General features: G+C 53.0%; 16 protein-coding genes. 8 read left to right on the plus strand and 8 right to left on the minus strand.

What is annotated here, in order from left to right:
- The first annotated feature begins 4 nt into the window (after positions 1–4).
- From accA to tilS, 4 genes are all read left to right on the plus strand, one after another.
- Entirely contained in the window at positions 5–964 is a 960-nt protein-coding gene (gene accA / locus M987_RS09860) for an acetyl-CoA carboxylase carboxyl transferase subunit alpha (protein ID WP_014068982.1), read from the plus strand.
- A gap of 100 nt (positions 965–1064) precedes the next feature.
- On the plus strand, positions 1065–3197 hold the full coding sequence (locus tag M987_RS09865; RefSeq protein WP_014068983.1) for a lysine decarboxylase LdcC: 2133 nt from the start codon (positions 1065–1067) through the stop codon (positions 3195–3197).
- 65 nt (positions 3198–3262) lie between these two features.
- The gene (locus M987_RS09870) at positions 3263–3652 is read left to right on the plus strand and encodes a VOC family protein (RefSeq protein WP_014068984.1); all 390 of its coding nucleotides are present in this window, start codon (positions 3263–3265) and stop codon (positions 3650–3652) included.
- A gap of 58 nt (positions 3653–3710) precedes the next feature.
- Positions 3711–4997 (plus strand): tRNA lysidine(34) synthetase TilS, encoded by a 1287-nt coding sequence (gene tilS, locus M987_RS09875; protein WP_014068985.1) that lies wholly within the window; start codon positions 3711–3713, stop codon positions 4995–4997.
- A 29-nt stretch (positions 4998–5026) separates the two neighbouring features.
- Here the strand turns inward: tilS and rof are convergent, their stop codons facing one another.
- A complete protein-coding gene (gene rof, locus M987_RS09880; protein WP_010426685.1) occupies positions 5027–5287 on the minus strand; it encodes a Rho-binding antiterminator in 261 nt (86 codons plus the stop codon).
- Positions 5274–5474 (minus strand): YaeP family protein, encoded by a 201-nt coding sequence (locus M987_RS09885; RefSeq protein WP_006173580.1) that lies wholly within the window; start codon positions 5472–5474, stop codon positions 5274–5276. Before M987_RS09885 ends, rof begins: the two co-directional genes overlap by 14 nt.
- Before the next feature lie 196 nt (positions 5475–5670).
- Between M987_RS09885 and M987_RS09890 the strand changes: the two genes are divergently transcribed.
- Genes M987_RS09890 through nlpE form a run of 3 tightly spaced genes read left to right on the plus strand, consistent with a single transcriptional unit; the run spans position 5671 to position 7369 of the window.
- The gene (locus M987_RS09890) at positions 5671–6216 is read left to right on the plus strand and encodes a YaeQ family protein (RefSeq protein ID WP_014068986.1); all 546 of its coding nucleotides are present in this window, start codon (positions 5671–5673) and stop codon (positions 6214–6216) included.
- On the plus strand, positions 6213–6635 hold the full coding sequence (gene arfB / locus M987_RS09895; protein WP_014068987.1) for an alternative ribosome rescue aminoacyl-tRNA hydrolase ArfB: 423 nt from the start codon (positions 6213–6215) through the stop codon (positions 6633–6635). Before M987_RS09890 ends, arfB begins: the two co-directional genes overlap by 4 nt.
- Positions 6636–6670: 35 nt before the next feature.
- The gene (nlpE, locus tag M987_RS09900) at positions 6671–7369 is read left to right on the plus strand and encodes an envelope stress response activation lipoprotein NlpE (RefSeq protein ID WP_014068988.1); all 699 of its coding nucleotides are present in this window, start codon (positions 6671–6673) and stop codon (positions 7367–7369) included.
- A gap of 49 nt (positions 7370–7418) precedes the next feature.
- Here nlpE and proS read toward each other — a convergent pair whose 3' ends face one another.
- From proS to metN, 6 genes are all read right to left on the minus strand, one after another.
- Positions 7419–9137 (minus strand): proline--tRNA ligase, encoded by a 1719-nt coding sequence (proS, locus tag M987_RS09905; protein WP_014068989.1) that lies wholly within the window; start codon positions 9135–9137, stop codon positions 7419–7421.
- Positions 9138–9249: 112 nt separating this feature from the next.
- Complete coding sequence (gene tsaA / locus M987_RS09910) at positions 9250–9957, minus strand: tRNA (N6-threonylcarbamoyladenosine(37)-N6)-methyltransferase TrmO (RefSeq protein WP_014068990.1); 708 nt, start codon at positions 9955–9957, stop codon at positions 9250–9252.
- On the minus strand, positions 9954–10358 hold the full coding sequence (gene rcsF / locus M987_RS09915) for an Rcs stress response system protein RcsF (RefSeq protein WP_014068991.1): 405 nt from the start codon (positions 10356–10358) through the stop codon (positions 9954–9956). The genes tsaA and rcsF overlap by 4 nt, the downstream gene beginning before the upstream one ends.
- Before the next feature lie 106 nt (positions 10359–10464).
- The gene (metQ, locus tag M987_RS09920) at positions 10465–11280 is read right to left on the minus strand and encodes a methionine ABC transporter substrate-binding lipoprotein MetQ (RefSeq protein WP_014068992.1); all 816 of its coding nucleotides are present in this window, start codon (positions 11278–11280) and stop codon (positions 10465–10467) included.
- Positions 11281–11320: 40 nt separating this feature from the next.
- Positions 11321–11974, minus strand: coding sequence for a methionine ABC transporter permease MetI (locus M987_RS09925; protein WP_003856130.1), 654 nt, complete (start codon positions 11972–11974; stop codon positions 11321–11323).
- Positions 11967–12998 carry a methionine ABC transporter ATP-binding protein MetN gene (gene metN, locus M987_RS09930; RefSeq protein ID WP_014068993.1) on the minus strand — a complete coding sequence of 344 codons (1032 nt, stop codon included), beginning with the start codon at positions 12996–12998 and terminating at the stop codon, positions 11967–11969. Before metN ends, M987_RS09925 begins: the two co-directional genes overlap by 8 nt.
- Before the next feature lie 188 nt (positions 12999–13186).
- Here metN and gmhB point away from each other — a divergent pair, with 188 nt between their 5' ends.
- Positions 13187–13753 (plus strand): D-glycero-beta-D-manno-heptose 1,7-bisphosphate 7-phosphatase, encoded by a 567-nt coding sequence (gene gmhB / locus M987_RS09935; RefSeq protein ID WP_014068994.1) that lies wholly within the window; start codon positions 13187–13189, stop codon positions 13751–13753.
- Positions 13754–13820 lie beyond the last annotated feature (67 nt).

Below are 13820 nucleotides of genomic sequence, written 5' to 3' on the forward strand. Positions count from 1 at the left end.
TACTATGAGTCTGAATTTCCTTGATTTCGAACAGCCGATTGCAGAGCTGGAAGCGAAAATCGATTCTCTGACCGCGGTTAGCCGTCAGGATGAAAAACTGGATATTAACATCGACGAAGAAGTGCATCGTCTGCGCGAAAAAAGCGTAGAGCTGACGCGCAAAATCTTTGCCGATCTCGGCGCATGGCAGATTGCCCAGCTGGCGCGTCACCCACAGCGTCCGTACACCCTGGATTATGTCCGCCTGGCGTTTGATGAATTTGACGAACTGGCAGGCGATCGCGCTTATGCCGACGACAAAGCTATCGTTGGCGGTATTGCTCGTCTGGACGGACGCCCGGTGATGATCATTGGTCATCAGAAAGGTCGTGAAACCAAAGAAAAAATCCGTCGTAACTTCGGGATGCCTGCACCAGAAGGCTACCGTAAGGCACTGCGTCTGATGGAGATGGCTGAGCGTTTTAACATGCCAATCATCACCTTCATCGACACCCCGGGTGCATACCCAGGTGTGGGCGCGGAAGAGCGCGGCCAGTCTGAAGCCATTGCACGCAACCTGCGTGAAATGTCTCGTCTGAGCGTTCCGGTCATCTGTACCGTTATCGGTGAAGGTGGTTCCGGTGGTGCGCTGGCAATCGGCGTGGGTGATAAAGTGAATATGCTGCAATACAGCACCTATTCTGTTATCTCCCCGGAAGGCTGTGCATCTATTCTTTGGAAGAGTGCGGACAAAGCGCCTCTGGCTGCCGAAGCGATGGGCATCATTGCTCCGCGTCTGAAAGAGCTGAAGCTTATCGACTCCGTGATCCCAGAACCTTTGGGTGGTGCGCACCGTAAGCCGGAAGTGATGGCTGCTTCCCTGAAAGCACAGCTGCTGGCAGACCTGGCGGACCTTGATGTGCTGAGCAAAGAAGAGCTGCTCAACCGCCGTTATCAGCGTCTGATGACCTACGGTTACGCATAAACTTCACAATTATCTGAAAAGCCGCACAATGTTGCGGCTTTTTTTATACCTGCGGTTTACCCTGGCTATGCTTAGCTAATGTTTTTCAAGGAGGTAAACCATGAACATTATTGCCATCATGGGGCCACATGGCGTCTTTTATAAAGACGAGCCCATCAAGGAGCTGGAGCAGACACTACAGTCCCGTGGATACCAGCTCATCTGGCCGCATAACAGCGCCGACCTGCTGAAGTTCATCGAGCACAACCCGCGTATCTGCGGTGTTATCTTTGACTGGGATGAGTACGACCTGGAGCTATGCAGCGAAATTAACAAGCTGAACGAATATCTTCCGCTGTATGCCTTTATTAATACCCACTCCACGATGGACGTCAGCGCGCATGATATGCGTATGGCGCTGTGGTTCTTCGAATATTCGCTCGGCGTGGCGGAAGATATTGCGACCCGCATTCAGCAATACACCCGTGAATACCTCGATAACATCACGCCGCCGTTCACCCGGGCACTGTTCACTTATGTGAAGGAAGGCAAATATACGTTCTGCACGCCTGGCCACATGGCGGGAACGGCGTATCAGAAAAGCCCGGTGGGCTGCCTGTTCTATGATTTCTTCGGCGGCAACACCCTTAAGGCGGATGTGTCGATTTCGGTCACCGAACTTGGCTCTCTGCTGGACCATACCGGCCCGCATCTTGAGGCCGAAGAGTATATCGCGCGTACCTTTGGGGCTGAACAGAGTTACATGGTGACCAACGGCACCTCGACGTCGAATAAAATCGTTGGAATGTATGCAGCACCGGCCGGAAGCACGCTGCTGATTGACCGTAACTGCCATAAGTCGCTGGCCCATTTATTGATGATGAGCGATGTCGTCCCGCTCTGGCTGTCGCCCACGCGTAATGCGCTTGGTATTTTGGGGGGTATCCCGCGTCGTGAATTTAGCCATACGGCCATTGAAAACAAGGTGGCCACAGTAGCCGGTGCCAGCTGGCCCGTCCACGCAGTGATAACCAATTCGACTTACGACGGTCTGCTGTACAACACCAACTGGATCAAACAAACGCTGGATGTGCCATCGATTCACTTTGATTCCGCCTGGGTGCCATATACCAACTTCCACCCGATTTATGCGGGTAAGAGCGGGATGAGCGGTGAGCGCGTACCGGGTAAAGTGTTCTTCGAAACGCAGTCGACCCACAAAATGCTGGCTGCGTTTTCTCAGGCTTCACTTATCCACATCAAGGGTGACTATGACGAAGAGACTTTCAACGAAGCCTTTATGATGCATACCACTACTTCTCCAAGTTATCCGCTGGTGGCCTCTATTGAAACGGCGGCGGCAATGTTACGTGGCAATCCTGGCAAGCGTTTAATCAATCGTTCGGTGGAACGAGCGCTGCATTTCCGCAAAGAGGTTCAGCGCCTGAAAGAAGAAGCCGACGGCTGGTTCTTTGACATCTGGCAGCCGGAAGAGATTGAGGAGGCAGAGTGCTGGCCGGTTTCGCCTGGTGAAAGCTGGCACGGTTTCCGTAATGCCGATGCAGACCACATGTTCCTTGATCCGGTAAAAGTGACGATCCTGACCCCGGGTATGGATGAACAAGGCAATATGAGCGATGAAGGGATCCCCGCTGCGCTGGTGGCGAAATTCCTTGATGAACGCGGCGTTGTGGTAGAGAAAACCGGGCCGTATAACCTGCTGTTCCTGTTCAGTATTGGGATCGACAAAACCCGCGCGATGGGGTTGCTGCGGGGGCTGATGGAGTTTAAACGCGCTTACGATCTGAATCTGCGGGTCAAAAATATGCTGCCGGATCTCTATGCGGAAGATCCTGATTTCTACCGCAATATGCGTATTCAGGATCTGGCTCAGGGGATCCACAAGCTGATCCGTCAGCACGATCTGCCGCGTCTGATGTTACAAGCCTTTGACGTTCTTCCGGAAATGAAGCTGACGCCGCATGAGGCCTGGCAGCGTCAGGTCAAAGGCGAGGTGCAAACCGTCGAGCTGGAAAACCTGGTCGGGCGAGTGTCGGCCAATATGATCCTGCCTTACCCGCCGGGCGTTCCACTTCTGATGCCGGGTGAGATGATCACCGAAGAGAGCCGGGCGGTACTCGATTTTCTGCTGATGCTCTGCTCTGTGGGCCGCCACTATCCGGGCTTTGAAACGGACATCCACGGCGCGAAGCGTGATGAACAGGGAGTTTACTGGGTCAGAGTCCTAAAATAAGTGGGACGACTTGCGTGGTTTGGGTTTTCGGTTGTAACGTTCTGGCTTCATAAAAAGGAGAAGCTATGCTGGGTTTAAAACAGGTTCATCATATAGCGATCATTGCGACCGATTACGAGAAAAGTAAGTCTTTCTACTGCGATATTCTGGGCTTTACGCTGTTGAGCGAAGTCTATCGCGAGGAGCGTGACTCCTGGAAAGGCGATCTCGCGTTAAACGGGCAGTATGTGATTGAGCTGTTTTCTTTTCCTTTCCCGCCTGCGCGTCCGTCGCGTCCGGAAGCCTGTGGTCTGCGCCATCTGGCCTTTAGCGTTGATGACCTTGATAGCGCGGTGAAGCATCTGAAAGCGCATGGTGTGAAGTGTGAAGCCATTCGCATCGATCCCTTTACGGATAAGCGATTTACCTTCTTCAACGACCCGGATGGCCTCCCGCTGGAGCTTTACCAGCAGTAATGTTCGTCATGTGTGATAATGCCCGTCTTGTTCGGGCATTTTTTTGCGCAAACCTTTTATGACCTTACCCGTTATCGCACACGCTGTTTCACCGTACCGCCAGCTGCTGGTGGGGTTTAGCGGTGGGCTGGATTCAACCGTTCTGCTTCATCGCCTGAAATGCTGGCGCGATCAAGAGCCTGACGTCCAGATCAGGGCAATACATATCCATCATGGGTTGAGCCCTCATGCGGATGTCTGGGTGGCGCACTGCGAGGCGCTGTGTGCAGCGTGGGCAATTCCGCTGCGCGTTGAGCGGGTGATACTCGAGGATGAAGGCCTGGGCATCGAAGCGCAGGCGCGTAAAGCCCGTTATGCTGCCTTTGCCAGTGCAATTCTGCCCGGCGAAGTGCTGGTGACGGCGCAGCATCTGGACGATCAGTGTGAAACCTTTTTGCTCGCGCTTAAGCGTGGAAGCGGCCCGGCGGGATTGTCCGCTATGCCTGAGCGGGCGAATTTTGCTAATACCGCGTTAATCCGCCCATTGCTGGGTGAGACGCGTGCCTCGCTGGAGGTCTGGGCGCGGGAGCATGGTCTTAGCTGGATTGAAGATGAAAGCAATCAGGACGACAGCTATGACCGTAATTTCCTGCGTCTTCGTGTCCTGCCACTGCTGACTGAGCGCTGGGGACATTTTGCCGAAGCCACGGCCCGCAGCGCCATGCTGTGCGCTGAGCAGGAAAGCCTGCTGGACGAGTTACTGAGTGCAGAATTGGCCGAGCTGGTTTCTGCTGATGGCGCGCTGGCTATCGCACCGATGGAAGTAATGAGTGCGGTACGCCGTGCTGCCTTGCTAAGACGGTGGCTGGCATCGCATAACGCCCCTATGCCATCGCGGGCGATGCTGAGCCGTCTCTGGGACGAGGTTGCTCAGGCGCGTGACGATGCCGCACCTTGTCTGCATCTGAATGGGTATGAGGCAAGACGCTATAAAGGGCAGCTCTGGTGGATTAAATCTGCTCCTTCGCTATCTGATGTGGTGCTCGACTGGTCGCACTCTGGCGATGCGCTGGAGCTGCCCTATGGCGCGGGAAAGGTTTCCCTGGCGAATACGGGTCATGTGCGTCTGCCGAAAGCCGATGAGCCCGTTACCGTGCGCTTTAAAGCCCGCGGGATGTTGCATATTGTCGGCAGAAACGGCGGGCGGAAGCTGAAAAAGATATGGCAGGAGTGCAATGTTCCCCCCTGGCGTCGTGATGCCACGCCTTTGCTTTTCTACGGTGAAACGCTGATTGCGGCTGCGGGCGTCTTTGTCACTGAAGAGGGTTGGGCAGAAGAGGGGGTCTGTTTTGAGTGGAAAGTGTAACGGGCAGTCTGGCTGCCCGTTAGGGGTAATCAGGACTCGCTTACCACGACTGTGCCGATTTCCGGGTGGCTGAAGCTGGCAATTTTGTCCAGGCGAAGCTCGCGCGTCGCGCCGGCATCTTCCACTATCAGATATTCCACATTCTTTCGTGAAACCAGGTCGCTGGCTTTCGCCTTCAATACTTCGCCATCTTTTAGCTCCAGCGTCAGTATTAAATGATGCTGGCAGGCGAGTTCGAGGTTGTCATAGTCATCACAATTGATGGGTTGATAAGTATCATTCATCGACATAATCGCTCACCAGTAAATTCGCCGCAGCATATGCTGCTTTTTCCCTGACCGATTCTGAAAGGCTCTCATCAGAGGCCACTTCATTCAGCACTTTCAATACACAGCCCAACGCATCCGGGATGTATCCCAGATCCCCGCTGGCGATTTCCGCATACCTTTTGCGAATTAACTCACAATAATTATTCACATCCCCTCCTGCCAGCGCACTGACTTACTGTGAGATATCATTAAGCCTACGAAGATAAACTCGGTTTAGCAAGGTGACTATACCATACTCATTCAAGCAATATCAGCGCCTTGATGGTGACGCATTCATCACCTGGTAACAGCCTTTTCGAGCTATTTTCGCTACAATGTGCGCCTGATTCGAAAGGAGTTCTCTCATGGCGCTGAAAGCGACAATTTATAAAGCTGTGGTCAATGTGGCGGATCTTGACCGCAACCAGTTTCTCGATGCGTCATTGACGCTGGCGCGTCACCCTTCTGAAACCCAGGAACGCATGATGCTGCGCCTGCTGGCGTGGATTAAGTATGCCGACGAGCGCCTGCAATTTACGCGTGGCTTAAGTGCGGAGGATGAGCCAGAAGCCTGGCTGCGCAACGATCACCTGGGTATCGATTTGTGGATTGAACTCGGCCTGCCGGATGAGCGCCGTGTGAAAAAGGCCTGCACCCAGTCCGCGGAAGTGGCGTTATTCGCGTATAATCAGCGTGCTGCGGAGATCTGGTGGCAGCAGAGTAAGAGCAAGTGCGGACAGTTTAAAAATCTCACGGTATGGTATCTGGATGATGAGCAACTGGTTCAGCTGAGTGAGTTTGCCAGCCGCACAATGGTATTGCAGGCGACGATTCAGGACGGGGCTATCTGGCTTTCAGACTCTCAGAATAATCTGGAAATTCATCTGACAGCGTGGCAACCCTCCGCATGATTGTCTTATCCCGGAATGTCAGTATCCCTGATAACGAGCTGGAGATCACCGCGATCCGCGCTCAGGGGGCGGGTGGGCAGCATGTCAATAAGGCTTCAACGGCCATCCATTTGCGCTTTGACATCCGGGCCTCCAGCCTGCCAGAGTATTATAAAGAAAGTTTGCTTGCCGCCAGCCATCATCTGATTACCAGCGATGGCGTGATAGTGATTAAAGCGCAGGAGTACCGCAGCCAGGAGTTAAACCGGGAAGCGGCGATCTCCAGGCTGGTAGCAGTCATTAAAGAGTTAACCGCAGTACAGAAAAGCCGCCGCCCTACGCGGCCAACCCGCGCTTCAAAAGAGCGCCGGTTGTCGTCGAAGGCGCAAAAATCCACAGTGAAGGCACTTCGCGGTAAAGTTCGTCGCCCCACAGAGTGACGAAAAGGAACATTATTTTTCATAAGGATTTCATTGTGAAAAAAGCACTATTGTCAGCACTGGCAGTGAGTACGCTCTTTGCACTTTTCGGGTGTAACAACCGTACGGAAACACAGGCATTACAGCCAACGCAGTCTGAAGAATTAAAACCGATGCAGCAGAGCTGGCGCGGCGTGCTGCCGTGCGCCGATTGTGAAGGTATCGAAACCTCGTTATTCCTGGAAAAAGACGGTACCTGGGTTATGAACCAGCACTATCAGGGCGCGAAAGGTCCTTCTTCCTTCGCTACCTATGGCACCTGGGCACGCACCGCTGAGAAACTGGTCCTGACGGATTCGACAGGCGAGAAAACCTGGTTCCGCCCTAAAGGTGAAGGGATGGAGATGCTCGATCGTGAAGGCAATCCGATTGAGTCACAGTTCAACTACACCCTTGCACCTGTAAAAGCGGCACTCCCGGCTACGCCGATGGCGATGCGGGGCATGTATTTCTACATGGCTGATGCGGCGGTATTTACTGACTGCGCGACAGGTAAGAAAGTCAGCGTGGCGAACAATGCCCAGCTGGAACGTGATTTTGCCGTAGCGCGTGGCAATGACAGTAAGCCGGTATTACTGACGGTTGATGGTCATTTCACGATGGAGCCAAACCCGGATAGCGGGGAGATGGTGAAAACGCTGGTGGCGGATAAAGACGCGAAATTCCTGGCGGGCAAAGATTGCAGCAGCAAGTAAGCTGAATTAACCCATTAAAAAACCCCGCATGTGCGGGGTTTTTTGTTTCTTAACCTTTGATGGCTTTCACCAGGTAATCAAGAATGTCACCGGTCTTGATCATCTGCTTCTCGCCGCTGCGACGGTATTTGTATTCAATATCATCGCTGTCGAGGTTACGGTCGCCGATAACCACAGTGTGTGGAATACCGATCAGTTCCATGTCAGCAAACATCACGCCTGGGCGCTCTTTACGATCGTCCATCAGCACTTCGATACCCTGAGCGCGCAGCTCGGCGTACAGTTTTTCAGCCAGTTCCTGCACGCGGTAAGACTTGTGCATGTTCATTGGCAGGATCGCGACCTGGAACGGCGCGATGTTGTCAGGCCAGACGATACCACGCTCGTCGTAGTTCTGCTCAATCGCCGCCGCGACCACACGCGTCACCCCGATACCGTAGCAACCCATGGTCAGAACCTGGTTACGACCATCTTCACCCTGAACGGCTGCGTTCATCGCGCGGGAATATTTATCGCCCAACTGGAAAATATGACCCACTTCGATACCGCGTTTGATCATCAGGGTACCCTGGCCATCCGGGCTTGGGTCACCGGCAACCACGTTACGGATATCCGCCACTTCTGGCGTTGCGACATCGCGATCCCAGTTGATACCGAAGTAGTGCTTACCATCGATGTTCGCGCCAGCGGAGAAATCGCTCATTGCCGCAACTGTGCGGTCAACAACCACCGGAATTGGCATATTCACTGGACCCAGGGAACCTGGACCCGCGTTTACCACCGCGCGGATTTCCGCTTCAGTTGCGAAAGTCAGCGGGCTGGCAACCTGCGGCAGTTTCTCTGCTTTGACTTCGTTCAGTTCGTGATCGCCGCGAACCAGCAGGGCGACCAGCGGGTATGCACTGCCTTCGGTGGATTTCACCAGCAGCGTTTTGACCGTTTTTTCGACTGGCAGATTGAACTGCTCAACCAGCTCAGCAATGGTTTTCGCGTTTGGCGTATCAACCAGTTTCATCTCTTCAGTTGCTGCTGCACGTGGCGCTTTTGGTGCCAGAGCTTCTGCAAACTCGATGTTAGCGGCGTAATCAGAGGAGTCAGAGAAGATAACATCGTCTTCACCGCTCTGTGCCAGTACCTGGAATTCATGAGATGCGCTACCACCGATAGAGCCGGTGTCAGCCTGTACCGCACGGAAATCCAGACCCATGCGGGAGAAGATTTTGCTGTACGCTTCGTACATCTTGTCGTAAGTCTCTTGCAGAGATTCCTGAGATGTGTGGAAAGAGTACGCATCTTTCATCAGGAATTCGCGGGAGCGCATGACGCCAAAACGTGGGCGCACTTCATCACGGAACTTGGTCTGGATCTGGAAGAAGTTCAGCGGCAGCTGTTTGTAAGAGCTCAGCTCGTTACGGATAAGATCGGTAATGACTTCTTCATGCGTTGGGCCGAGGACAAACGGACGATCGCCGCGATCGGCAATACGCAGCAGTTCAGGACCGTACTGTTCCCAGCGACCACTCTCCTGCCACAGTTCAGAGGGCTGAACTACCGGCATTAACACCTCGATAGCACCGGCGTTGTTCATCTCTTCACGCACGATGTTTTCGACTTTTTTCAGGACGCGCACGCCGGTCGGCAGCCAGGTGTATAACCCGGAGGCCAGCTTGCGGATCATCCCGGCGCGCAGCATCAGCTGGTGGCTGATCACCTCGGCGTCGGCAGGTGTCTCCTTCAGAGTGGAGAGCAGATATTGGCTAGTACGCATGTTGTTACGGTTCCGTTTCGACGAGTAGGACAGGCTGAATGGTCAACCTGACACAAAAAAAGTGGTTTAGTTTACCAGTGTGGCAAAGATGCCAAAAGAGAGGAAAATAAAATTACCTGGGTTCAAGGGCAAAGACTTCAAATCCCGTCTCAGTCACGCGCCAGCGAACGTTAAAATCCAGCAGCCAGACGGCGTAGGTTTTCCCGGTTTCCTCTCCTTTACGGTAGGCCGGACGTGGATCCTGAGCCAGAACCTCAACGATAAAATCGCGCAGGCGGGGATAGCGCTTTTCCAGCAGCGTTATCTGGGCGGCTAACTCTGACGTGAAGTGTACAGGCATATCAGCCTGCGGCGCTTCCTGGGCATAGCTCGCGCGCGCATCCGGCAGGGCTTCAGCAAAGGGCAGGTAAGGCTTGATGTCGATAACCGGGGTGCCATCCACAAGATCAAGGCTGCCTAACTCCAGTATGACCTGATCTTTCTGCGTCCGAATGCCTTTCAGCTCGACCAGAGACATGCCAATGGGGTTAGGGCGAAAGGTTGAACGGGTTGCGAACACGCCCATTCTGGCATTGCCACCCAGACGCGGAGGGCGAACGGTTGGACGCCAGCCACCTTCCATCGTCTGGTGAAAGACAAAGACAACCCATAAGTGGCTGAATGCCTCGAGCCCGCGTACCGCATCGGCCTGATTATAAGGCGCGATGAAGTGAAGTTCGCCACCGCCGCTTTTGACCAGACCCGGCTGGCGCGGTACGGCGAACTTCTCTTTATAAGGGGAGCGGATAACGCCTATCTGCTCGAACTGAAATGAACTCATTTCGCCGAAATGGTTAGCGCTGTTCCCAGACAAACCGCCTGACGGTAGCAGCCTGGCGTACCGCTGGTCACTTCACAGCTGTGCAGCAGAACCGCGTTAGCTTTCATTTTTGCGGCGTTAATCTGTAGGCGTTTACGCGCCGTTGGGATGTTTGGTGGAGAGTCCTGATTGGTTGCCTGGCAGGATTCGCCGCTCACATCACCCAGCTCACGGAAAGGCTTGCCCACGAGATCGTCGGCTTTGGTAATAATGCGCACCGGCGCAGGACGTGGCGCTTTCGGTTTTGCGGGCTCCGCTTTTGGCGGGGTTGCAGTGCTTTGAACAGGCTCAACAGGAGATCTGCTTAGCATAGAACAGCCGCTCAGCATCAGTGCTAAAAGACAGATCGGTAAAGCACGCATAATAGTTCCTCAATGGATAATCAAATCGTCAGATATTGAATCAGTTGCCTGCATAAATGACAAGACGGGCTTTCGCCCGTCCTGATGATATTACACTGCGGTGAGATTACCAGCCTTTAACAGCGCCGCCGTTAAACACCTTGTTGGCTTCCTGGTATACTTCGTCAGACTGATAAGCCTGAACGAATTTCTTCACGTTTTCCGCGTCTTTGTTGTCTTCGCGAGTCACGATCAGGTTCACGTATGGAGAGTCTTTATCTTCAACAAAGATACCGTCTTTTGCTGGCGTCAGGCCAATCTGGCTGGCGTAGGTGGTGTTGATAACCGCCAAGGCAATCTGTGCATCGTCCAGGGAACGTGGCAGTTGCGGCGCTTCCAGCTCAACAATTTTCAGATTTTTCGGGTTCTCTGTCACATCCAGAACGGTCGGCAGCAGGCCAACACCGTCTTTCAGTTTGATCAGGCCCACTTTCTGCAACAGCAGCAGGGAGCGACCGAGGTTAGTCGGGTCGTTAGGCACAGCGACCTGGGAGCCAGGTTGCAGTTCGTCCAGAGATTTAATCTTCTTGGAGTAACCGGCAATTGGGTAAACAAAAGTGTTACCTGCCGCAACCAGCTTGTAACCGCGGTCTTTGATCTGCTGATCCAGGTATGGCTTATGCTGGAAGGCGTTAGCGTCGATATCACCTTTGCTCAGCGCTTCGTTCGGCAGTACGTAGTCGTTGAAGGTGACCAGCTCAACGTCCAGACCGTATTTTTCTTTCGCCACTTTCTGAGCGACTTCAGCTACCTGCTGTTCTGCACCCACGATAACGCCCACTTTAATGTGGTTTGGATCTTTTTCGTCCTGACCGCAACCCACCAGTGCCAGAGAGCCGATCAGCGCGCCTACCGCTGCAAAGGTCTTTAATTTAAACGCCATGTTATATCCTTAACTCGTCGAGTTTGTGTTGTGTGTAACGTTATTTGTGAGTAACAGCCCGGACGATGCGATCGCCAGAGAATTGGATTAAGTAAACCAGAACAACCAGCAATACCAGAACAGTATTCATTACGGTAGCGTTATAGCCAATATAGCCGTACTGATAGCCGATCTGCCCCAAACCACCGGCGCCGACAGCACCGCCCATCGCGGAATAACCGACCAGCGTAATAAGGGTAATGGTTGCTGCGTTAACCAGACCCGGCAGCGCTTCAGGCAGCAGGACTTTGCGAACGATCTGCATCGGAGTTGCACCCATAGCACGGGATGCTTCAATCAGACCTGTCGGGATCTCCAGCAATGCGTTCTCAACCATACGGGCGATAAACGGTGCAGCGCCGACGGTCAATGGGACGATTGCGGCCTGTAAGCCGATGGAGGTACCCACAATCACGCGAGTGAAAGGAATCATCCATACCAGAAGAATAATGAACGGAATGGAACGGAAGATGTTCACCAGCGCAGAAAGAGTACGATAGAGCTTCGCGTTTTCAATAATTTGCCCAGGACGAGTGACGTACAGCAGTACGCCGACCGGCAGACCAATGACGAAACCAAAAAAGCCCGATACAAAGGTCATGGCCAGCGTTTCCCAAACGCCGCGAACCAGCAGCCACATCATCGGTTCAGACATAACCCAATACCTCTACTTTTACATGGTGTTCTTGCAGCCAGGCGATCGCGCCTTGCGTTTCTTCTTGTGTGCCGTGCATTTCTGTCAGCATGATGCCGAACTTCACGCCGCCGGCGTAATCCATCTGCGCGCTAATAATGTTGTTGTTCACGTTAAAGCGACGCGCGGTTTCGGAAAGCAGTGGCGCATCCACAGACTGACCGGTGAACTCCATACGCAGCATTGGAACACTGTCGGCAGTTGGCTCTGCTTTTAAACGCGCCAGATAATCTTCCGGAATATCCAGATGCAGCGTTGATTGAATAAACTGCTGCGCGAGCGGCGTTTTCGGATGAGAGAACACTTCACTTACGGTGTCTTGTTCAATCAGTTCACCGTTGCTGATCACGGCTACGCAGTCACAGATGCGTTTTACAACGTCCATCTCATGGGTAATAAGAAGGATAGTCAGGCCCAGACGACGGTTAATGTCTTTCAGCAGTTCCAGAATAGAACGTGTGGTTGCCGGGTCTAAGGCGCTGGTGGCTTCATCGCACAGCAGCACTTTTGGATTACTGGCCAGCGCACGGGCGATTGCCACACGCTGTTTCTGGCCACCGGACAGGTTTGCCGGATAGCTGTCGTGTTTATCAGCCAGACCCACCAGGTCCAGCAGTTCGGTCACGCGACGCTTAACTTCTTCTTTAGGCGTGTTGTCCAGCTCCAGCGGCAAAGCGACGTTGCCGAACACGGTGCGGGATGCCAGCAGGTTAAAGTGCTGGAAGATCATGCCAATCTGGCGACGCGCTTTCGTTAATTCTTTCTCTGATAGGGCGGTAAGTTCTTGTCCGCCAACTTCTACGCTGCCCTGGGTTGGGCGCTCAAGCAGGTTAACACAACGGATTAGCGTACTTTTACCTGCACCCGATGCGCCAATGACGCCATAAATTTGACCAGCAGGAACATGCAGGCTGACGTTGTTCAGCGCCTGAATGGTTCGGTTTCCCTGCTGGAACACTTTGGTGATATTGGAAAGTTTAATCATTAGATTATTTTTATCGTATGTAAGTTAGCCGTGGCATTTTGTTCTGCCAGATACGGGTGATGACCGTAAACAAAATGGATGTTAAGGCATCCAGACGTCTAAATCAATCCAACTCTGTGCGATGAGCACTTTATTGCACTGCGATTCATGAGATACTAGCCGGACACGCCTTTTTCAGGAGCAAACCGGTGGCAAAATCAGTACCCGCAATTTTTCTCGATCGTGATGGCACCATTAATGTGGATCACGGTTATGTCCATGAGATAGATGAGTTCGAGTTTATCGAAGGCGTAATAGATGCAATGCGCCAGCTGAAAGAGATGGGCTATGCGCTGGTGGTTGTCACCAACCAGTCTGGTATTGCTCGCGGTAAATTCACCGAAGCGCAGTTTGAAACTCTGACGGAATGGATGGACTGGTCGTTAGCCGATCGCGGTGTCGATCTGGACGGTATCTATTATTGTCCGCATCACCCTCAAGGAACAGTAGAAGAGTACCGTCAGACCTGCGACTGCCGTAAGCCTCATCCAGGGATGTTTATCTCTGCACAGGAATTTCTGCACATTGATATGGCTGCTTCTTATATGGTGGGCGATAAACTGGAAGATATGCAGGCCGCAACCGCAGCTGGCGTAGGTACCAGGATATTAGTTCGCACTGGCAAACCAGTGACGGCAGAAGCAGAGAATGCAGCGGATTGGGTGATTAATAGCCTGGCAGAGCTGCCAAAAGAGATTAAAAAGCACCAAAAATAGGCGTTTTGGCTAAAAGGTGAGCGGTTGAAATAAAATTGTATTTTTCCGCTTGTCATTCCTCGGAAGC

This window comes from Enterobacter soli ATCC BAA-2102 (assembly GCF_001654845.1).
Classification (GTDB): Bacteria; Pseudomonadota; Gammaproteobacteria; order Enterobacterales; family Enterobacteriaceae; genus Enterobacter; species Enterobacter soli.

Bases quoted from the DNA above. Each gene is read 5' to 3' on its own strand.
- accA (WP_014068982.1), top strand. From the start codon at position 5: ATGAGTCTGAATTTCCTTGATTTCGAACAGCCGATTGCAGAGCTGGAA.
- M987_RS09865 (WP_014068983.1), top strand. From the start codon at position 1,065: ATGAACATTATTGCCATCATGGGGCCACATGGCGTCTTTTATAAAGAC.
- M987_RS09870 (WP_014068984.1), top strand. From the start codon at position 3,263: ATGCTGGGTTTAAAACAGGTTCATCATATAGCGATCATTGCGACCGAT.
- tilS (WP_014068985.1), top strand. From the start codon at position 3,711: ATGACCTTACCCGTTATCGCACACGCTGTTTCACCGTACCGCCAGCTG.
- rof (WP_010426685.1), bottom strand. From the start codon at position 5,287: ATGTCGATGAATGATACTTATCAACCCATCAATTGTGATGACTATGAC.
- M987_RS09890 (WP_014068986.1), top strand. From the start codon at position 5,671: ATGGCGCTGAAAGCGACAATTTATAAAGCTGTGGTCAATGTGGCGGAT.
- arfB (WP_014068987.1), top strand. From the start codon at position 6,213: ATGATTGTCTTATCCCGGAATGTCAGTATCCCTGATAACGAGCTGGAG.
- proS (WP_014068989.1), bottom strand. From the start codon at position 9,137: ATGCGTACTAGCCAATATCTGCTCTCCACTCTGAAGGAGACACCTGCC.
- tsaA (WP_014068990.1), bottom strand. From the start codon at position 9,957: ATGAGTTCATTTCAGTTCGAGCAGATAGGCGTTATCCGCTCCCCTTAT.
- rcsF (WP_014068991.1), bottom strand. From the start codon at position 10,358: ATGCGTGCTTTACCGATCTGTCTTTTAGCACTGATGCTGAGCGGCTGT.
- metQ (WP_014068992.1), bottom strand. From the start codon at position 11,280: ATGGCGTTTAAATTAAAGACCTTTGCAGCGGTAGGCGCGCTGATCGGC.
- M987_RS09925 (WP_003856130.1), bottom strand. From the start codon at position 11,974: ATGTCTGAACCGATGATGTGGCTGCTGGTTCGCGGCGTTTGGGAAACG.
- metN (WP_014068993.1), bottom strand. From the start codon at position 12,998: ATGATTAAACTTTCCAATATCACCAAAGTGTTCCAGCAGGGAAACCGA.